Here is a 20,494-nt window from a genome sequence, read left to right on the forward strand (position 1 = left end):
CAATATCTATAGAATTAAAGCACCTGTACCAGCACCAATCACCATTAACCAAACTGGGTGAACGTTCTTAAACAGACTTAGGCAAATGGTGATGGCGACGATTGCAATCAGTAAAATATTTTGAGCAGAGGCTTGGGCAATAATCCAAGCACTGACTAAAACCAAACCGACTGTAATCGGTTTTAACGCCTTTTCAAATTTCGCCCGCAGTGGATGACTTTTAAAATTATTCCAAAATTTAAGTGCATAAATGGTGATGATTGAAGACGGACCAAACTTCGCAAAAGACGTCACGATCAGTCCCATTGGCCCAGCGACATGCCATCCCACTAAAGGAACAATCATCATGTTGGGACCGGGTGCAGCTTGCGCCATTGCAAACATAGAGCTGAATTGCTCAGCAGTCATCCATTGGTGAATCACAACCACCTGATGTTGCATTTCAGGTAAGATGGCATTCCCGCCACCAAAGGCCAATAAAGACAGTTGAGTAAACACTAAAGTCAGTGCGATGAGAACATACATCTTATTTTACTCCTGAGTCACTTTAGTTTGATTAAATGCTAAAACTGCCATATTCACGGTGACTAAAATCAACAGCGTCAGTGCCAAGGGCAATTTAATCAACAGCATAAAAATAATGGTCAAGATAATGGTGAAATAGGTCAGCTTACTTTTCATGATTGGTTTTAACATCTTAAAACCTGTAGCAAACAGTAGACCCGCAGCAGCGGCAGCTAAACCTTGAATCATGTGCTGTACCATTTGAATATCTTGAAAGCTGCTATATAACTGGTACAAAGAGATGACAATAATGGTCGGGGCCAGCATAAGACCCAATACCGCACTCATCGCACCTTTTACTCCTGCAAAGTCATAACCAATCGCCACTGCCATATTTACAATATTTCCACCAGGTAAGATTTGGCAGACACCCAACAAGTCGGTAAATTTTTCAGATGTTAACCATTTCTGATCTTCTACAATTAAACGATGTGCGAGAGGAAGTACCCCACCAAATCCCATGAGGCCAAGTTTCATAAAACCTAAAAATAATGCTTTGCAATTGGGTATGGTCATGGATTGTTCCATTGGGATTGCTTCAGTATTCATTTAGACCTCTTCAATTTGCTGTGATGTACTTGGCTTGAATGTGATTATCTGCTTGTTGAGTCATAAAGAAAAATGCTATTTTTGCTATTATCCATACCTAAAAAGTATGCTTTGAACGTGGATTAGCACGAAAAAATGAAAAGATCGATATTGAGGCGAAAAGATGATTGATATTCATAAGCTTAATGCGTTTATCGCTGTGGTTGAGGAAAGTAATATTTCTCGGGCAGCGGTACGTTTGAATATGCAGCAACCGCCTTTAACACGAATTATCAAAAACTTAGAAGATGAATTAGATACGGATTTATTGAAGCGTTTACCGCGTGGCGTAGAGGCAACTGAAGCGGGTAAGGCCTTATACCAAGAAGCACTTACCATACTTGCACACGCTCAGGCTATCCCCAAACGCGTGCAAAATATTTCTAAAGGTTTGGAAGGGCAAATCAATATTGGTTTTACCAACTCAGTTGGCTTACATTCCTTTTTACCTGCTTTACTGCGTAATTTTCGTGAAGTATTTTCAGCGGTGTCTATTCATTTGGAAGAAGATGGCAGTAGCTCCCTGATTGATTCGATCATCAATGAAAAGAATGACATCGTTTTTTTGCGTAAGCCTGCACCGATTGGTTTGGGACTCACCAGTTTGCATGTACTTGATGAGCCCTTAATTGTGGCATTGCCCAATAATCACCCCTTAGCTGAACATCCAGATGCCATCCAGTTACTTGATTTAGAGCCTTATGATTTTGTGCTGTATCGCCGTTTAGCAGGACAAGACTTGTTTGATAATATTTTGGCCAGCTGTTATCAGGCTGGATTTAGTCCAAAGATTGTTCAAGAAGCCCCACGTTTAACGTCGAGTTTAAATCTGATTGCAGCTGGAATTGGTTTGTCGATTGTTCCAGAGGCCATTCGAGATTTTTGGAACAAGCAAATTATTTACAAAGCGCTTAAAGCGGATACGCCGTGTATTGCACCAATTTATGCAGTCTATAAGCAGGCTGCTGAAAATATCCGTTTAAAACATATTTTAAATTTGCTCGCTTAATTTATAGGTTGACTTACTAAAGCTCCAGCTAAATAAGTGGATTTATATATTTTGAATGTTGATGCTGTTCACAGTGATTAAAGATTTAGGCTTAAATTGAGTTTTTTGGAATAATCTATGCTGTGAAATTCTATCTTGAAAACAAAATCAGTGAATCATTGCATTTTTGCTACACATAAAGTCTGAGCTCAAGATTACTATTATTGTTTTAAATTCAAACCTTAGAAATAAAATTGAGGATATCGCTTTGAAATTTGGATTTGTAAAAAGTGTTTTAGCATCTGCAATCATGTTGTCATCTGCACCAGTATGGGCTGAAACAACAGGGCAAATCACTCAAACCACTTCAGCTATTGTGAAAGATCAAAAAAAATCGGGGATTGATCATCAATATTTTGATCAAAATATAAAAGGAAATGATGACTTTTATCAACATGTAAATGGAGGATGGTTGAAAAATACTGAAATTCCTGCAGATAAATCACGGTGGGGAACTTTTGATATTTTGCATGAAGAATCATTAAAACAATTGCATGACATTGTCGATGAGCTTTCAAAACAGCAATTGGTGGAAGGAAGTTCTGAGCAAAAAGTGGCAAGTCTATATGCTAATTTTATGGATGAAAAAAGTATTGAAGCATTGGGGATCCAGCCGATTCAAGCGGAAATTACCAATGTTGATGCATTGAAAAGCAAAAAAGATATTGCGCAATTGGCCGCACATTTTTCACGTATTGGTGTAACCAGCCCTTTTGATGTGGGCATTGACCAAGATATGAAAAATTCAACTGAAATGGTGGCAATGCTTGGACAGAGTGGTTTAGGGTTACCTGATCGTGATTATTATTTAAAAAATGATGCCAAATTTAAGAAAATCCGTTCGCAATATTTAAAATATATTGAAAAAACTTTAAGCCTAGCTGGAGACAAGCAAGCCGCCCAGCATGCGCAAGGGATTTTAAAATTAGAAACTCAAATCGCCAAGATACAATGGAGTAATGTCCAAAACCGTGATGTAACAAAACTCTATAATATTTATAAAACGCAAGACTTAGCCAAACTTAGTCCAAAAATTGATTGGCAAACTTATCTAGAAAAACAAGAATTGTCCGATAAGATTAAAACCATACAAGTCATTCAACCGAGTTACTTCAAAGGTTTAGGCCCAATTGTTGACAATACCTCATTAGAGGTTTGGAAAGCTTATTTTAAATTTCATTTAGTCAGTGATTTTTCATCACTGCTTAGTCAAGCTTTCGTAGACAATAGCTTTGATTTTTATAGCAAACAGCTCAGAGAAATCAAGGAACAGAAACCACGTTGGAAGCGTGGTGTGCAATTGGTTGAAGGAACTTTAGGTGAAAGTCTGGGCCAGATTTATGTGAAAAAGTATTTTTCTGCTGAGAAAAAACAACGCATGGAAGTCTTGGTGCAAAACTTAATGAAAGCATACTCTCAAAGCATAGACAAACTGGATTGGATGAGTCCAACAACGAAAGTTCAAGCGCAGAAAAAGTTAGCAAGTTTTGCGGTGAAAATTGGTTATCCAAACAAATGGCGTGATTATTCAGCTTTAGAAATCAAAAATAATGACTTGATTGGAAATGTGATCCGTTCACGTGAATTTGAACATCAATATGCCTTAAATAAATTGGGCAAGCCTGTTGATCGTGATGAATGGGGCATGACACCGCAAACCATCAATGCGTATTACAATGCCTCTTTAAATGAAATTGTCTTTCCAGCAGCGATTTTACAACCCCCATTCTTTGATATGGATGCCGATGATGCAGTGAACTATGGGGCGATTGGTGCAATTATCGGACATGAAATCAGTCATGGTTTTGATGATCAAGGCAGTCAATTTGACGAATTGGGCAATATGAAAAATTGGTGGACGGCAGAAGACCATCGAAAATTTAAAGAAAAAACCAATACATTGGTTGCTCAATACAACGCTTATGAGCCAATCAAAGGCTATCATGTCAATGGTGAGTTAACTTTAGGCGAAAATATTGCAGATAACTCTGGATTGGCAATTGCTTACAAAGCTTATCAACTGTCTTTAAATGGCAAGGCTGCGCCAGTATTGGATAATTTAACAGGTGAACAACGCTTTTATATTGGATGGGCACAAGCATGGCGTTCTAAAATTACTGATGCAATGCAAGTTGAATTCTTAAAAAGAGATCCGCATTCACCTGATAAAGTTCGTGGCAATGCTACCTTGCTAAATCAAGCGCCATTTTATGATGCTTTTTATATTCAGCAGGGCGATAAAATGTATTTACCTGCCAATAAACGCGTGACCATTTGGTAATAATCTGACCTAAAAGCCTGCCAAGCTGTATCAACACTTGGCAGCTTTTTAACATTTTTTTCACATGTTGTATAAATAAATCGCAATGGAATAGATGTCTAGATAGAGCTTTTTAAGTTTTAACTTAATTGATTATCTCTAATCATTTTTTTTGTGACTTTTTTATCACTTTATTTCGATAAATAGTTAATAAATTCAATGTAATAAGTTTGTTGTTTTGAGTATTTTAAGATATTTTTATGCATAAATATAATTGAGAAATGTCAGGTGAATTTAAAAATATTCTTATTGTTGAGTGGGGTAGGTTTTGTATTGCAGGGTTGTACAACCATGAATACATCAACATCAGACGCTTTTAAACAATATGCTTCTGCTCAAGAACTCATTGAGAAGTACAATATTAATGAAAACAATAGCGCATCTAAAGAATATGTTTATGATTGGGGATCAAAGCAAAGTGATCAGCAGGTGCAGTCTTTAACACCCAAAAGTTACTTAAACCGTTATTGTAGTGCCAAAGGTGGTCATTTTTCTCAAGTGCAAAAAAGCACAATGAGTTCGGTTAAGGATATTTGGGCAAAAAAATTATTAAATACTTATAGCAGTGTTAAACAGGGGATCGGTGCATACCAATGTACTGAAAGTAATGGTCAGCAATGGTATGTATCTATCGAACCTTTATCTGAGCGTAAACTTGATCAAACTGGAACTCGAGTTGTAAATTTGCAAACCAAAGTTTTATCTTTGGATGAGCTTAACAAATTCTATAACAACAAAAGTAATATGGCGACAGTTACCCAAGAAAAGAAATCTAAAAATAGTCATTCAAAAAGCAGTGATGCAAAAAGCACTGATATAAAAACGAACAATTCAAAAAATATTGCTATCAACAACGTAGCAAAAACTGTCCCTGTTAAAGTCGTGGAAGAAAAAAAGCCAGTCGCCACAATTGCAGATGAAGTAAAAGAAAGACTTCAGCCTGAAAAAATCGTGACTACACCGCAATCACAACAGATGCAATTATATACATCAGCGCGTAAGGATTTAGGGCGGGGGCAAAATCAGATCAATGCCTGTAACAATGCAGAACGCGCCTATAATTATGGACGCTTGCATGGGGCAAGTGGAATCAATGTCTATGCCGAATCAGGTGTAATGGTGGCAAGATGTTTAACCAATGTGCCGGGTTACAGTCAGCGTTTTTCTAATCCGCAAGATCGAGCCAAACGTATTTTACAGAATCTGGCGGCTAATCAAAATCATGCTGTTGCCAAACATATGTTAAAGCAGATTAAGTAATGGAATGGGGTATTTCATCTCAATGGAGTGAAATACCCGAATAAACAAAAAGCTTTATTCATCATTTAATGAGCATTCAAAACTACTCGGATTCTCTTTACAACGAACTTTTTTGAGGAAATTCATCATTTGTGGATCATAAATACCTGATTTAGTCAGTGCAATACGAGATTCACGCATCATTTTGATATAGTTTAGTTGTTCATTGGCTGGGATATTCATCCAATATTTTGCGGGAATTTCTTTTTCATATTTTGCTACGATGTTAAATGTTCTGCCCAATTGACTCGCGACCCAAGTTCGAGATTTTTGTCCAAAGCCTTGAGGGAATTTGTCTTTGCGAATAATAAAATTGGCCGAAATTTGAGTCAGTGGAAATTTTACAATTCCGCCTTTTTCTCCTAGGCCCTTATAGAGCTCAAAAGGTTTAAATGCAACAACAGGTGCAGGAAGAATATCAATTTCATGATTGTTAAATTTAGCGCCTGCACTGGTGACATCAACAGAAACAGCTTGTGCGCCCACTTGTTGAACCAATTTTGGTTGCGCTTCGTCATAACGGAACACCCCAATTTTTTTACCGGCAGCTTTTGCTAAAGTATTGATATTTTTGTCATTTACAAAAAGATATGCTGGGCCAATTGTACCTAATCCTGCAATTTCATAAGGACCATTGACCATTTTCTCCGCTGCTCGAGGTAAAGACAATAATTTATAGGCTGAAATGGCTGTTTTCATATCCGTTAATGCACCGATCGCATCTAAGGAGCCAATATATTTATTAAATTGGCGCCCACGTAAACCACTGATAATGGCACCATCACATTTACCCACTTTTAAGTCTTCTGCGGCGAGCCTTTCGTCAGTAACGGCTCTTAAATCTATATCAGCACCCCAATTTTTTGCTTCAAGTGCATAATCTTTAGCTAGGGCATATGCATCACCTGCTTTACCAACCGGATCAAAAACACATACAACTTGCTTTGCAAAAGCAGGTATTGAAAGTGCGAATAAAGTAGTTATTGTGAGAGTTTGAATCATTTTCATATATATTTCCCTATAAACAGTTATGGCATATCTTATTAAAACGTATGTGCTATTGATGAACTAATGACCATGAGGATTGTTTTTTATGTCAAAAAATCCAACAAATGTAGGTTTTTGAATATAGATTATCGATTGAGATCTGAGATATTGGTCTTTTAGATCTTTAATCAGTTTAAGTTAGATGATGGATTAAGAAAGTATTTTATTTTTGAAATTTGAGATGCTTTCTATTTTTAAATACAACCTAAATATTGAATCGAGTTTAGCACAGCAAACAAGATTATTTTCATTAGTGGTTGTTTACAGAGTCATAACAGGCGAATAGGTAGCGCTTGTGATACAAAGGATTTAATTTCGAATTGGACTTTATTTATGTCACGCCAAATTTTCTCCTCAATGTATTCTAAATTTTCCCATATGGGTCGTTCTGTATTTATGGCGACGGCATTAATGGGAACAGCACAATTTGCTGTCGCAGGACCAACCGTTGATCAACTTAGCGATTGTTTGGTAAAAGCAACCACAGCAACAGATAAAACTACAGTATTACAGTGGACCTTTGCTGCGTTATCTACACACCCTGATCTAAAAGCATTGAGTAATGTTAGTGATGCACAAAGAACACAACTCGATCAAAAGTTTGCTCAGGTTTTACAACGGGTGATTGTAGAGCAGTGTGCCGCACAGACCAAAGCAGTGATTGCCGCTGAAGGTGTGCAAGCAGTAGGTGACAGTTTCCAAGAGCTAGGTCGTACGACAGGTGAAGATATTATTAAAAACCCTGAAGTGAAAAAACAGTTACAGGGTGTATTGCGTTATATCGACTTAAATAAATTGGTGATGACTTTTTTAACCCCTGATATTTGGAATAAGTTGGGTGTGATTCGTCCATAAATCACTTTACCTTTACAGAGCAAGACTTCTTATCTGTTTAAAGGAGTGGGAGTCTTGATGATTCAATTGAAATAATTATAGAAATTTCAACGAAGCTCTTCTTATTATTGAAAGGGTTTGGGGAGTGGAATAAATGCATCAAGAAAGCTTATTAAAGCTAAATTGAGTCTTTGTGTGTAAAAACGTGGCATTTGAGGATATTTAAAAGATTGGTTTTTTTCAGTGATTGCATGCTATCTTGATGATTTGATTCAAAGAAAGCTTTAGGTCAATTTAATGAATTTTGAAAAACTCTTTTTATATAAACAATGGTCAGATCAGCGGTTATTTAAAGCCGTAGATCAGATCAATCAAGTGCAATATTTAGAAGATTATAATTTTGCCAAGCAACAATTCAATCATATGATCATTGTCGAAGAGCTATTTAGATCTCGACTAGAAAACAAAAAAGCATTGCACACCCAAACCAATACAGAATTTTTACCCTCCTTAGATGAACTTAAGCATCGAATTGCTGAATCACATTTATGGTTTATTGAATTTGTCCAAAATATTCCATCGAATCAACTTGCTGAAATTATTCATTTTCAATTTATAGATAAAAAAACGGGCAGTCTTTCAATAGAAGAGATCTTCTTTCATATCATCAATCATGGAACATACCATAGAGGCAATATCGCACATGCTTTACATCATGCTCAGGTGGTTCATCCTGCCGATACATATACAGTCTTTATTCATCAGTATGAACCTGAACGTAGAGTGGTTTGATAGTTTATAATTGGATAATTTATAAATGACAGGTGATTTTTGCTTTCTGATATTAGAAATAAGTTAGGTATGCGAAATCAATCGTTGTCTCATTTGGTTAAAATTTAATTGTTAAAAATTAACCAATACGTATAATTAATTAAATGATACGTATGAGGTGAAATCTTATGCAAGCGAAATTGACTTTATCTATAGATAAAAAAAGTGATTGAACGGGCGAAACTTTATGCTCAGGAACATGAGCAGAGTGTTTCGAGTTTGGTTGAAGCTTATTTAGATCGTATTTCAGCACACACTGAAATTTCGAGTGATGTTCAAGCGCCTATTACTGGACGTTTGACAGGGATGTTTGCCGTTCAAGATCAAGGGCAGGATTATAAAGCATTGCTTTCTGAAGCTCGTATGGAAAAACATAAATGAGCGAGCGGATATTTATTGATTCTGATGTAATTTGGATGTGGCTTTAGCCCGTCAGCCTTTTGTTGAGGCAAGTCAAACTGTTGTAGCGTTGTATGAGAAAGGGTATTTTACAGGGTGTATTTCTTCGAACAGTGTTGCCAATATTTATTATATTTTGCGTAAGTTGGGCGGTGATGAGAAAGCGCATCTTTTTATTCAATAACTTTTAAAAATTTTGGTGATTATCCCTGTTGATCATGTTGGGATTTCTCAAGCACTGGTGTCTAAGTTTTCTGATTTTGAAAATGCAATTCAATATTTTTCTGCGTTGAGTTTTGGTTGTAGCAAAATCGTGACGAGAAATATTCAAGACTATAAATTTGCTGAAATAGGTGTTGTTTTACCGAGTACTTTTGTAGGCTGAAGGTATGTTCCCAGATACAAAATTTTGAGAAAATAATAGATTTAAATGTCTCCCAAATTTTAAAAACTAAACATATAAATACTTTAAACAAAGAAAACCCGCTCTAAAGCGGGTTTTCTTTTAAAATTAAATCAGCTTAACCAATCAATTTCTTCATCAATTCATTGACTTGAGCAGGGTTGGCTTTACCACGAGAGGCTTTCATTACTTGACCAACTAGACCGTTGAATGCTTTCTCTTTACCAGATTTATACTCTTCAACCATCTTCTCATTGGCAGCAAGCACTTCTTTGATAATGGCTTCAATGGCACCTGTATCAGTTTCCTGTTTCAAGCCTTTTTCAGCAATGATGTCATCTGCAGTTTTGCCTTCTTCCCACATAAAGCCAAACACTTGCTTAGCAATCTTACCGCTAATGGTATTGTCAACAATACGTGCGATCATCCCACCCAGTTGTTCTGCTGAAACAGGAGAGTCTTGAAGTTCAAGGCTGGCTTTATTTAAAGCACCAGAGAACTCACCCATCACCCAGTTGGCAGCAACTTTACCTTGAGCCGCGCCGCCAGAAGCAGTAACAACCGCTTCATAGAAGTCAGCCAATTCACGAGATAGAGTCAGTACATGTGCATCATATTCAGTCACAGCAAAGTCTTCGATAAAACGCGCACGACGCGCTTTAGGTAACTCAGGAAGTGCAGCACGAGCAGCTTCGATTTGCTCATTGGCAATGATCACTGGAAGCAAGTCAGGGTCAGGGAAGTAACGGTAATCGTTGGCTTCTTCCTTAGAACGCATTGAACGTGTTTCCATTTTGTTCGGATCGAACAAACGGGTTTCTTGATCAATACGACCGCCATCTTCCAAGATGTCCATTTGACGTTGAATTTCAACATTGATGGCTTGTTCGATAAAACGGAATGAGTTGAGGTTTTTTAACTCACAACGGGTACCAAATGGTTGCCCAGGACGACGTAACGATACGTTACAGTCAGCACGGAATGAACCTTCAGCCATGTTACCGTCAGAAATCCCTAACCAACGCACCAAAGTGTGAATCGATTTGATATAAGCAACAGCTTCTTCAACTGAACGCATATCAGGTTCAGACACGATTTCAAGTAAAGGTGTGCCAGCACGGTTTAAGTCGATACCAGACATGCCTTCGAATTGATCGTGAATTGATTTACCTGCATCTTCTTCCAAATGCGCACGGGTCACGCCTATACGCTTCACTGTGCCATCTTCAAGCTGGATGTCGATATGACCTAGCCCGACGATAGGATTGTCCATCTGGCTGATCTGGTAGCCTTTTGGCGAGTCTGGGTAAAAGTAGTTCTTACGCGCAAATACAGAGGCTTGATCGATATAGGCATCAATCCCCAAACCAAAACGAATCGCAAGATCAACCACTTCTTGGTTTAGCACAGGAAGTACACCCGGCATTGCCAAGTCAACAAGGCTGGCTTGAGTATTCGGATCTTGACCAAATTCAGTTGATGAACCTGAAAAGATTTTAGACTGAGTTGCAAGCTGTGTGTGAATCTCAATACCAATAACGACTTCCCAACCGTCAATCAGCTTTGACACGGACGGTGCTAACTTTTGAGCTTCGGTCATTATGCATTCTCCTCAGCAATTGCCGCACGTTTAGTATGCCAATCTGTATTTTGTTGATATTGATGCACAATTGAAAGCAATTGTGATTCTGACCAATAGTTACCAATTAACTGTAAACCTACTGGGAGATTATTCGTATCAAAACCAACAGGTGCGTTAATGGCTGGTAAGCCCGCTAAGTTCACCGCAAGTGTATAGATATCGCCTAAATACATTTCGGTTGGACTCAAGTTCGCACCGATTTTGTATGCTGTCGTTGGTGCAGATGGCGCTGCAATGACATCGACATTCTCAAAAGCTTTTAAGAAATCCTGTTGGATTAAACGACGAACTTTTTGTGCTTTCACATAATAAGCATCGTAATAACCAGCAGAAAGCGCATAAGTACCAATCAAGATACGACGTTGTACTTCTGCACCAAATGCTTCTGAACGAGAGCGTTTATAGAGATCTAAAATATCTGTTGGGTTTTCACAACGGTAGCCATAGCGAACACCATCATAACGTGACAAGTTAGAAGATGCTTCCGCAGGTGCGATCAAATAATAAGTTGGTACATAGGCTTCAGTCATGTTGAGGTCAATTTCAACCAACGTTGCGCCCATGTCTTGCAATTTTTTCAACGATTCTTCAACACGTGTCTTAACTTCTGTATCGAGGCCTTGAACATTGAAGTATTGTTTTGGAATACCAATACGTAAACCTTTCACAGCTGTTGCATTTAAGTTTGCAACATAGTCATCCACTTCTTTGTTGATAGAGGTTGAATCTTTGAGGTCATGTCCAGCAATGGTGTTCATCAAAAAAGCACAGTCTTCAGCAGAACGTGCCATTGGGCCACCTTGATCCAGTGATGATGCAAACGCAATCATCCCGAAACGAGAGACACGGCCATAAGTCGGTTTAAGACCAGTTAAGCCACAGAAAGAAGCTGGCTGGCGAATTGACCCACCTGTGTCGGTACCTGTTGCCAGCGGTGCAAGATCAGCCGCGACAACAGCAGCCGAACCACCAGAAGAGCCTCCAGGAACATGTTCTAAATTCCATGGGTTTTTAGTCGCACCGTAGAATGAACTTTCAGAGGTTGAACCCATTGCGAATTCATCCATGTTCACTTTACCTAAAGTCACTAGGCCAGCTGCTTTGGTTTTTGCCACTACAGTTGCATCATAAGGTGAAATGAAATTGTCCAGCATTTTTGAACCCGCAGTGGTTTTAATCCCTTGGGTACAAAAAATATCTTTATGCGCCAGTGGAACACCAGTCAATACGCCAGCTGTTCCAGATTTTAGTAAGTTGTCAGCAGCATCAGCTTGTGCCAACGCTTGTTCGGGAGTGACCGTTACATACGATTTGACACGATCATCAATTTTCGCAATACGATCCAAATAATGCTGAGTCAATTCACGAGATGAAAATTGGGCAGATTTTAAGCCTTCTGTCATTTCACGAATCGATAAACGGTGTAAATCAGTCATGAGTACAATTCTTTACGATTAATTTTTTAAAATAAGTTCATTTGATCAAATATTATTCAATCACTCTCGGAACAAGGTACAAACCATCCTGAGTTGCAGGAGCAATGGCTTGATATTCTTCACGATGATTCACTTCAGTCACAACATCTGGACGAAGTGGTTGCGGATTATCAAATGGACTCTTAAGTGGCTCAACACCATCGGTATTGATCGCTTTTAAGGTCTCCATCATTCCTAAGATTTTATTTAAACTTTGAGCATATTCAGCAGATTGCGTATCATTCAGCGACAATCGAGCAAGATTGGCGATTTGCGATACAGTTTGTGCATTTAATTCTGCAGAATGCTGAACATCTGAACTTGACATGATGTCTCACCTAATCAGTTTTAAAAAAATTCAAAATATCGTGCGTTATAATAAGCGATTGACTTGTTCAAATCATCACATTTAGTTAAAGTTGCCATCTTGCGTCCATATAAAGTTTAAACTGAGAACGACCCGTGATTCTAAAACGACTAATTGGCTTGTTTTCGCCAGATCTAGCCATTGATTTAGGTACTGCAAATACACTTATTTATGCACCAGGAAGGGGCATTATATTAAACGAACCGACAGTTGTGGCAATTCGTCACAGTGGTTCGCAGAAAATTGTTGCAGCTGTAGGTTTAGATGCTAAGCAAATGCTTGGTCGTACCCCAGCCAATATTTCTGCAATCCGTCCGATGAAAGATGGTGTTATTGCAGATTTCGAAGTTACTGAAACCATGTTAAATCAATTTATTGGTAAAGTGCATGAAAAACGTTTATTTCCACCTGCACCTCGTGTAGTGGTATGTGTACCATGTAAATCAACATTGGTAGAACGCCGTGCGATTCGTGAAGCTGTGTTTAACGCAGGTGCACGTGATGTACGTTTGATTGAAGAGCCTATGGCTGCTGCGATTGGGGCGGGTATGCCTGTTGAGCAAGCGTGTGGTTCTATGGTCGTAGATGTGGGTGGTGGTACAACTGAAATTGCCATCATTTCCTTACAAGGTTGTGTGTACGCAGATTCTTTACGTATTGGTGGTGATGTTTTTGATGAACAAATTATTAACTATGTACGTAAAGCACATGGTTGTGTAATTGGTGAAACAACGGCTGAAACTATCAAAAAAGAAGTGGGTATGGCTGTTGCTGACGGCACAACTTTAGAAATTGAAGTTCGTGGTCGTAACCTTGCTGAAGGTGTACCGCGTGCGATTACGGTTACCTCAGATGAGATTACCCAAGCGATTTCTGATCCATTACAAAGTATTGTTTCTGCTGTGAAATCGGCACTTGAGCAAACTCCACCTGAGTTATCTTCAGATATCGCTGAGCGTGGTATTGTGCTGACAGGTGGTGGTGCATTACTGCGTAACCTAGATAAGTTGCTTGCTCAAGAAACAGGTCTACCTGTTGTTGTAGCAGAAGATCCTTTAACTTGTGTAACACGTGGTGGCGGTAAAGTCTTAGAATTCTTTGACAATCCAAACCATGATATGCTTTTTGTAGGCTAAACTATACTCGATTAAGTTTAAGGATGAGGCGGTGCAACCGAATCTCTTTTCAAGACAACCGCCATCTTTTCGCTCGTTCATCATTGCGGTCATCACTTGTTTGGTAGTGCTGTTTTTTAACTGGCGCATGCCACAAGTGATTCAACCGGCAAGAGATGTCTTGTATGCGGCATATAATCCAATTTATGCCTTAGCAAGTTATCCTGTATTGTCGAAAGAATGGCTAAATCAACAAACTAAATCTGAGGCTCAGTTACGTCGTGAAAATACTGCGATGCAAGCTGAATTGCTTCAGGCTCAAGTACGTCTGCAAAAACTCTCTGAACTTTCTGCTGAAAATACCCGTTTACGTGGTTTGCTTGATACGCCATTGATTATCGATGGGCGTATGGAAATTGCAGAAGTGATTGGAACCGATGCTGACCCATTGCGCCATATCATTATCATCAACCGCGGTGAAGCTAATCATTTAAAAGTCGGGCAAACCGTTTTAGATGATAAAGGAATCATGGGGCAAATCATCAACGTCTATCCCCATAGTAGTCGCGTTATGTTACTTTCCGATAAAGAACATTCTTTATCTGTACGTTTAGAAAGCTCAGGTATGCGCGCCATCGTGACGGGTACTGGTGATTTAGGACATTTGAAAATGGAATATGTTCCAACAAGTGCCAATATCAAAGTGGGTGATAAGGTCTATAGTTCAGGCTTAGGTCAACATTTTCCAGCCGGTTATTTGGTCGGTTCAGTATCTAAAGTTATGCGTCACAACACGGGTGAGTTTGCGCAAATTGATGTGGTTCCAGCTGCACAATTAGCAGGCGGTCATCATGTTGTGGTACTTTTCTCAGATTCTTTAGCGATGGAGCAGCCAAATGTTGATCGCTAAAAGATTACCTTCTGAAAAGCAACGTAAAGATCCATTATGGATCATTGTTGTATCCATTATTATTGGTTCAATTTTAGTGGTGTATCCGATGTCCTATGCGATAGCAGGATGGCGACCACTATATATGTTTTTGATCATGCTGTTTTGGGTGTTGTGTCAACCTACATGGTGTGGAATTTGGTTTGCATTTACCATGGGTCTATTTACCGATCTATTATTAGATGCACCTTTGGGGATGAATGCGTTGAGCTATGTGCTGATTGCATTTTTAACTCGTTATTTTATTCGAGAAAGACGTGTGCTGACATTTAGTAATCTTTGGATTATTAGTATGTTTGCAATCCTAGCACATTTGGTATTTACCTTTATGGCACAAGTGATGGCAGGTACGCATTTTTCGATTACCCGTCATTGGCAGACATTGGTTTCGAGTATTTTTTGCTGGCCAGTTCTTTATTATTTATTAAGAAGATGGCGCATTTAATTCTGGCCTCAGGCTCGCCAAGGCGTAAAGAGCTGCTTTTACAAGTGGGCTTGGATTTTAGCATCCACAGCCCAGATATTGATGAATCTGTCTTAGAGCATGAACAGATTGAGCAGTATGTACAACGTTTGGCTGAAAGCAAAGCCAAAGTGGTATTGAAATTGTACCCGCAAAGCACTGTCATTGCAGCAGATACAAGCTTGGTTTTTGCCAATCAAATTATTGGTAAGCCAACATCTAAGCAGCATGCTTTTGAAATATGGACATTATTGTCAGGTCAAAAACATGAAGTATTGACAGGTGTTTGCGTTGCAAATGCACATCAATTATTGAGTGTCGTGGTTCGCACGCAAGTTGAGTTCCAACAATTCAGTCTGAATGATATGGAAGAATATTGGGCTACAGGTGAACCTTTGGGGAAAGCTGGCGCATATGCAATTCAAGGCATTGCGGCAAAGTATGTGATAGGTATAAATGGTAGTTATAGCAATGTGGTTGGGTTACCGTTGCATGAAACGATACAGTTACTTGATCGTATAGATCAGCGCAGTTGAGGCACTAAATTAACTGCTGAAAAGAATTTTTATAATGTTTTGAGTTTAGTTATGTCTGACGAGTTATTGATTAACGTCACACCTATGGAATGTCGTGTGGCGCTAATTCAAAATGGTACGGTTAACGAACTGTTTGTTGAGCGGACTGTTAAACGCGGGTTAGTCGGGAATATTTATAAAGGAAAAGTTGTCCGTGTACTTCCAGGGATGCAAGCAGCCTTTGTGGATATTGGCTTATCACGTACTGCATTCTTACATATCAATGATATGATTTGGTCGCGTAATCAACCTACGCCGAATGTCTTTGAGTTATTACAACCCGGTCAAATTCTGACAGTTCAAGTGATGAAAGATATGTTGGGTACTAAAGGTGCACGACTGAGTACAGATCTTTCTATCCCATCTCGTTATCTTGTTTTGATGCCATATGGCAGCCATATTGGGGTATCACAGCGGATTGAGTCCGAAGAAGAGCGTGACCGTTTACGTTCAATGATTGAAAGGATTCAAAGTGAGCATAAGTTGCCTGGTTCGGTCATTGTACGTACAGCTGCTGAAGGCATTGAAGAGGCTTCAATTGCTCAAGATATGGCGTATTTGGCCAAGCTTTGGGAATTTATTCAGAAAAAACAAAAAATTATTGCAGTTCCTTCGTTGATTTTTGAAGAGCTTCCTTTACCACAACGTGTTATTCGCGACTTAGCCAATGATGATACGGCAACGATTTATGTCGATTCAAGAGAAATACATGCCAAGTTGCAAGAGTTCGTTTGTGAATTTGTACCGAGTATGGAAAGCCGTTTGCAGCATTATCCTGGTGAACGTCCACTTTTTGATTTGTACAATGTCGAAGAAGATATTCAAAAAGCATTACAAACCCGAGTTGCATTGAAGTCGGGTGGTTATCTGATGATTGATCAGACTGAGGCGATGACTACAATTGATGTCAATACAGGTTCCTATGTCGGTGGTCGCACACTAGAAGACACTGTGTTTAAAACCAATATGGAAGCAACTCAAGTGATTGCACGCCAATTACGTTTACGTAATTTGGGTGGCATTATTATTATCGACTTCATTGATATGCAGGAAGCTGTACATCGTGAAGAGGTCATGAATCAATTTGATAAAATGCTTGAACGTGACCATGCAAAAACTAAAATTACTCAAGTTTCCGAACTTGGCTTAGTTGAAATGACACGTAAACGTACACGTGAATCTTTGGAGCATTTGTTGTGTGAATCATGCCCAACATGTCAAGGGCGCGGATTTGTGAAAACAGCTGAGACAGTATGTTACGAAATTTTTCGAGAAATCTTAAGATATACCCGTGCTTATGAGTCTAAGAGTGGCTTTACTGTTATAGGTCATCCATCTGTAATTGATCGCCTGCTCACTGCGGAAGCCCCAGCAGTCGCGGATTTAGAGCATTTTATTAATCGTGTGATTAAATTCCAAGTAGAAAATTTATACACGCAAGAGCAATACGATATCATTTTAAGTTGAAATTGTAACAGGATATCGTTAAACAGTTGTTACATCTGAAATTTTACTTTTAGGACTGATTTCACAATACTAGATTACAAAGGTAGCCAAAGACTTTCTCCCTTCCACAGTCTTAGCAAGTGAGGTCAAAAAATGAGTGTAAGTGAACAATTAATCAGTCGTAGTATAAAACATGTATTGGAAAGCCAACCTAAAAATACATGTGTCATGTTAGATGACAATGGTCAAGAAGTGAAAATTACCAAAGACATGGTTGTAAATGTCTGTCATCAACTGTTAAACAAGTGTCGTAATGTTAAAGATTAAGGGGCATTAATTAGCCCCTTAATTTTGAATCAATTTATGTTTTATATTTAAATTAACCCTAAAATAAAATCAATTATAAAATCTTATACTGACTTTCGTTCGGCAATAGATTCTTTTAGTTTGGCTTGAGTATCTGCTTTTGTTTGAGCATTTGGCTTTTTATCGGCAAGTTCAACTGCATTTTTCTCAGCAATAATGTGCTCAAATTTTTGGATTTCATTTTCTAAATGAGTCAGAAGATTTTGCAATTTAGGCAGAGATTTACGGCAACCAGTTAAACCCACTTCTAATTTGTCTAAATAACTAGTCATGGTGATATTCAGTGCTTGACCATCCAAAACAATAGAAACAGGGTATAGGGCATCTAATTTAGCGCCATTCCAATACAAAGGTTCACGTGGTCCAGGTACATTGGAAATAATCACATTAAATGCCTGACGCTTTGGCATAAGTCCTGATGCAATATTGATGCCTGCTGCACCAAAAACGAAAGCACTATAGTTTAAGATTTGATCGGAACTCATACGTTTAAAACGATTTTTTGCATTTTGTACACTGCGCTTAATGATGTCTAAACGTTCTAACGGACTCTCTTTATGGGTTCCTAAATTTGCCAAAATCATGGTGATACGATTACTCATATCTGAGTCATCATCACGTAATGAGGCAGGAACCATTGCAATCAGTGGCTTTTTCGGTAAAGCCTCTTGTGTGATTAAATAATCACGTAACGCGCCCGCACAGACAGCCAGTACTACATCATTAATCGTGACGCCAAGAGCTTTGGAAATATCTCTGAAACGGTCAAGTTCAAAGGACTGGGCAGCGAAACGACGTGATGAACTTACGCGTTGGTTAAATAAACTACTGGGTGCTTGAAAGCTTGAAACATAATCGGGGTTTTTCCCCATTTCTTTAAATACAGTTTGGAATAGCTCTTGGGTGACCTTGGGGGCTGCTTCAACTTGTCCTTTTAGTGCAGAGAATATTTTTTTAGCTTTATCCAGTTTGGTTTCCTTTAAACGTTTTGCACGTTTACCTTCGACACACCAAGGAGGAATAATGGTTTTGGAATCAGCATCTTTTGAAAATGATTTTTCTAAAAGACGCATACCTGCTACACCATCAATCATGGCATGGTGGATTTTAAAGTACATGGCAAAACGATTGCCTTCAATGCCTTCAATAATATGACAAGTCCAAAGTGGCTTTGCTCGGTCAATCAGTGAACTGTGTTCTTGTGAAATATAAATCAATAATTCACGGATACGTCCTGGATGAGGTAATGCGATATGACGGAAATGATGATCAATATCAAATTCTTCATCTTCATCCCAAAACATACCACTTAAGCGATTGTTAAAAGGTGGGACCGGGATAGATTTTGAGTTACGAATATCCGCAACGAGATCTTGAATGAATGTAGAAGGCGCATGTTCGGGTATTTCAAATAAGAATAACCCACCAACATGCATGGGTTGTTGACGTTTTTCTAAATTTAAAAAAATAAAATCAATGGGGTGTAATGGGCGCATAGTCTTGGATTGCCTCACTGCAATTTCTACCACAACTCATTTATGAGTTGGTGAATTGTTAGAATTATAGAACCGTGTAACTTGGGTCTGTTGATCATTCATCCATGGTTACAACGATGACATGTTGGAAAACAATTTGTACATCGCTGCGTCTTGTGGTGCCGACAAAGCAGTGCTTTGTAGATACTCAGTGTATAGCTAAAATTATCTCAGTCTGTGTGATGAAACTTGAAAATAGTATTGCTATTTTTACATGTCGTTACCTACTCAACTCTAGCCCACAACGCAAGCTATAGGGGAAATATCAACAAATCTTAGTATAAAACTTTTCTAAGCGTAAAATCCAAGCATTTCGATGAACGATAAGTTAATAAGAAGCCATGAGTTTTCATGACTTTTTCTACTATTACTTTTTTAAGTTACCTGCATGTAAGCCACATTCTTTATGCGTTGCTTCTTCCCACCACCAACGGCCTTCGCGTTCATGTTGATTTGGCAATACTGGACGGGTACATGGTTCACAGCCAATTGAGATAAAACCCTTTTCATGTAATGGATTATAAGGAATCTCCATCATACGAATATAGTTCCATACATCCGCACTGGACCAATTTGCCAATGGATTATATTTAATTAGTTGTTTTCCTTCACCAGAAAAACCACTATCCACTTGAATAACTGGTATTTCTGTACGTGTGCCTGGACTTTGATCTTTGCGTTGTCCTGTGATCCAGCCATCTAAAGTGGCTAATTTTTTACGTAAGGGCTGAACTTTACGAATACCACAGCATTCTTTATGATCATCTTGATAGAAACTAAATAAGCCTTTTTCATTAACCAATTGTTGAACGGCATCAGCTTCAGGAAAGCAAATTTCAATTTTAATCCCATAGTGCTTACGAACTGTTTCAAGAAATTGATAGGTTTCAGGATGTAAACGGCCTGTATCTAAACTAAAAACACGAAATGGTTTGCCTAAATTATGTGCCATATCGATAAGAACAACGTCTTCTGCGCCAGAAAATGAAATTGCAATTTCACCTTCCTGAGAAAGCGCAAGTTCTAAAATTTCAGAAGGTGATTTGTCGGCATACTCAGTCGCAAGTGCGTCCACAAGATCTATGGTTGGAATGGCGGTCATATCTGCTCCTGGCAGTTAGCTTGAAGCTACATTTTTCGTAAACATATTCAAAAGATATTTGAATTTAAGCATTTTGGCAAAAATTAGCTCAATTCAACTTCTGTGAATTGCTGCTTTTGACAATCA

22 protein-coding genes are annotated in these 20,494 nt (G+C 38.6%); 14 read left to right on the top strand and 8 right to left on the bottom strand.

The annotated features are described in order from the left end of the window. Window positions 1–6: 6 nt before the first annotated feature. Window positions 7–525: a chromate transporter gene (locus AC2G3J_RS05000; protein ID WP_004823357.1), complete on the bottom strand. Its 519-nt coding sequence runs from the start codon at window positions 523–525 to the stop codon at window positions 7–9. A gap of 6 nt (window positions 526–531) precedes the next feature. Then, window positions 532–1,113, bottom strand: coding sequence for a chromate transporter (locus AC2G3J_RS05005; RefSeq protein ID WP_336951873.1), 582 nt, complete (start codon window positions 1,111–1,113; stop codon window positions 532–534). A 163-nt stretch (window positions 1,114–1,276) separates the two neighbouring features. Here AC2G3J_RS05005 and AC2G3J_RS05010 point away from each other — a divergent pair, with 163 nt between their 5' ends. The 3 genes from AC2G3J_RS05010 (at window position 1,277) to AC2G3J_RS05020 (ending at window position 5,780) form a co-directional block, all read left to right on the top strand. Next, window positions 1,277–2,161, top strand: a complete 885-nt coding sequence (locus AC2G3J_RS05010) for a LysR family transcriptional regulator (protein ID WP_336951872.1) — start codon at window positions 1,277–1,279, stop codon at window positions 2,159–2,161. Between the two features lie 247 nt (window positions 2,162–2,408). Then, window positions 2,409–4,481, top strand: coding sequence for a M13 family metallopeptidase (locus tag AC2G3J_RS05015; protein ID WP_483770753.1), 2,073 nt, complete (start codon window positions 2,409–2,411; stop codon window positions 4,479–4,481). 267 nt (window positions 4,482–4,748) lie between these two features. Next, the gene (locus AC2G3J_RS05020) at window positions 4,749–5,780 is read left to right on the top strand and encodes a hypothetical protein (protein WP_419359761.1); all 1,032 of its coding nucleotides are present in this window, start codon (window positions 4,749–4,751) and stop codon (window positions 5,778–5,780) included. A gap of 54 nt (window positions 5,781–5,834) precedes the next feature. Here the strand turns inward: AC2G3J_RS05020 and AC2G3J_RS05025 are convergent, their stop codons facing one another. Beyond that, window positions 5,835–6,827, bottom strand: a complete 993-nt coding sequence (locus AC2G3J_RS05025; RefSeq protein ID WP_483770754.1) for a putative solute-binding protein — start codon at window positions 6,825–6,827, stop codon at window positions 5,835–5,837. 372 nt (window positions 6,828–7,199) lie between these two features. On the opposite strand from AC2G3J_RS05025, the gene AC2G3J_RS05030 reads away from it, so the two are divergent. From AC2G3J_RS05030 to AC2G3J_RS05050, 5 genes are all read left to right on the top strand, one after another. Next, a complete protein-coding gene (locus tag AC2G3J_RS05030; protein WP_336951868.1) occupies window positions 7,200–7,721 on the top strand; it encodes a hypothetical protein in 522 nt (173 codons plus the stop codon). A gap of 276 nt (window positions 7,722–7,997) precedes the next feature. Beyond that, complete coding sequence (locus tag AC2G3J_RS05035; RefSeq protein WP_483770755.1) at window positions 7,998–8,492, top strand: DinB family protein; 495 nt, start codon at window positions 7,998–8,000, stop codon at window positions 8,490–8,492. A gap of 204 nt (window positions 8,493–8,696) precedes the next feature. Beyond that, window positions 8,697–8,912, top strand: coding sequence for a DUF6364 family protein (locus AC2G3J_RS05040; RefSeq protein WP_483770756.1), 216 nt, complete (start codon window positions 8,697–8,699; stop codon window positions 8,910–8,912). A gap of 37 nt (window positions 8,913–8,949) precedes the next feature. Then, entirely contained in the window at window positions 8,950–9,114 is a 165-nt protein-coding gene (locus tag AC2G3J_RS05045; RefSeq protein ID WP_483770757.1) for a hypothetical protein, read from the top strand. A gap of 15 nt (window positions 9,115–9,129) precedes the next feature. Beyond that, window positions 9,130–9,315, top strand: coding sequence for a toxin-antitoxin system, toxin component, PIN family protein (locus AC2G3J_RS05050; RefSeq protein ID WP_483770758.1), 186 nt, complete (start codon window positions 9,130–9,132; stop codon window positions 9,313–9,315). 136 nt (window positions 9,316–9,451) lie between these two features. On the opposite strand, the gene gatB is transcribed toward AC2G3J_RS05050, so the two are convergent. From gatB to gatC, 3 genes are read right to left on the bottom strand one after another with little or no spacing between them, the layout of a single operon-like run. Continuing rightward, window positions 9,452–10,933 carry an Asp-tRNA(Asn)/Glu-tRNA(Gln) amidotransferase subunit GatB gene (gatB, locus tag AC2G3J_RS05055; RefSeq protein WP_336951864.1) on the bottom strand — a complete coding sequence of 494 codons (1,482 nt, stop codon included), beginning with the start codon at window positions 10,931–10,933 and terminating at the stop codon, window positions 9,452–9,454. Then, window positions 10,933–12,411, bottom strand: a complete 1,479-nt coding sequence (gatA, locus tag AC2G3J_RS05060; RefSeq protein WP_336951863.1) for an Asp-tRNA(Asn)/Glu-tRNA(Gln) amidotransferase subunit GatA — start codon at window positions 12,409–12,411, stop codon at window positions 10,933–10,935. The genes gatB and gatA overlap by 1 nt, the downstream gene beginning before the upstream one ends. A gap of 52 nt (window positions 12,412–12,463) precedes the next feature. Next, window positions 12,464–12,778 carry an Asp-tRNA(Asn)/Glu-tRNA(Gln) amidotransferase subunit GatC gene (gene gatC / locus AC2G3J_RS05065; protein WP_336951862.1) on the bottom strand — a complete coding sequence of 105 codons (315 nt, stop codon included), beginning with the start codon at window positions 12,776–12,778 and terminating at the stop codon, window positions 12,464–12,466. A 134-nt stretch (window positions 12,779–12,912) separates the two neighbouring features. Here gatC and AC2G3J_RS05070 point away from each other — a divergent pair, with 134 nt between their 5' ends. The 6 genes from AC2G3J_RS05070 to AC2G3J_RS05095 all read left to right on the top strand — a co-directional run bounded on the left by AC2G3J_RS05070 (window position 12,913) and on the right by AC2G3J_RS05095 (window position 17,692). After that, window positions 12,913–13,953, top strand: a complete 1,041-nt coding sequence (locus tag AC2G3J_RS05070; RefSeq protein WP_004717418.1) for a rod shape-determining protein — start codon at window positions 12,913–12,915, stop codon at window positions 13,951–13,953. A gap of 31 nt (window positions 13,954–13,984) precedes the next feature. Then, window positions 13,985–14,842: a rod shape-determining protein MreC gene (gene mreC / locus AC2G3J_RS05075; protein ID WP_004717416.1), complete on the top strand. Its 858-nt coding sequence runs from the start codon at window positions 13,985–13,987 to the stop codon at window positions 14,840–14,842. Then, complete coding sequence (mreD, locus tag AC2G3J_RS05080; protein WP_336951861.1) at window positions 14,829–15,326, top strand: rod shape-determining protein MreD; 498 nt, start codon at window positions 14,829–14,831, stop codon at window positions 15,324–15,326. The genes mreC and mreD overlap by 14 nt, the downstream gene beginning before the upstream one ends. Then, window positions 15,314–15,880 (top strand): Maf family nucleotide pyrophosphatase, encoded by a 567-nt coding sequence (locus tag AC2G3J_RS05085; protein ID WP_336951859.1) that lies wholly within the window; start codon window positions 15,314–15,316, stop codon window positions 15,878–15,880. The genes mreD and AC2G3J_RS05085 overlap by 13 nt, the downstream gene beginning before the upstream one ends. Before the next feature lie 51 nt (window positions 15,881–15,931). Further along, entirely contained in the window at window positions 15,932–17,386 is a 1,455-nt protein-coding gene (rng, locus tag AC2G3J_RS05090) for a ribonuclease G (RefSeq protein ID WP_336951858.1), read from the top strand. A gap of 132 nt (window positions 17,387–17,518) precedes the next feature. Continuing rightward, a complete protein-coding gene (locus AC2G3J_RS05095; RefSeq protein ID WP_004717412.1) occupies window positions 17,519–17,692 on the top strand; it encodes a PA1571 family protein in 174 nt (57 codons plus the stop codon). An 83-nt stretch (window positions 17,693–17,775) separates the two neighbouring features. On the opposite strand, the gene AC2G3J_RS05100 is transcribed toward AC2G3J_RS05095, so the two are convergent. Beyond that, entirely contained in the window at window positions 17,776–19,227 is a 1,452-nt protein-coding gene (locus tag AC2G3J_RS05100; RefSeq protein ID WP_336951856.1) for a WS/DGAT/MGAT family O-acyltransferase, read from the bottom strand. A 406-nt stretch (window positions 19,228–19,633) separates the two neighbouring features. Continuing rightward, window positions 19,634–20,368 (bottom strand): phosphoadenylyl-sulfate reductase, encoded by a 735-nt coding sequence (locus tag AC2G3J_RS05105; RefSeq protein WP_336951854.1) that lies wholly within the window; start codon window positions 20,366–20,368, stop codon window positions 19,634–19,636. Window positions 20,369–20,494: the final 126 nt, after the last annotated feature.

This window comes from Acinetobacter legionensis, assembly GCF_057165765.1.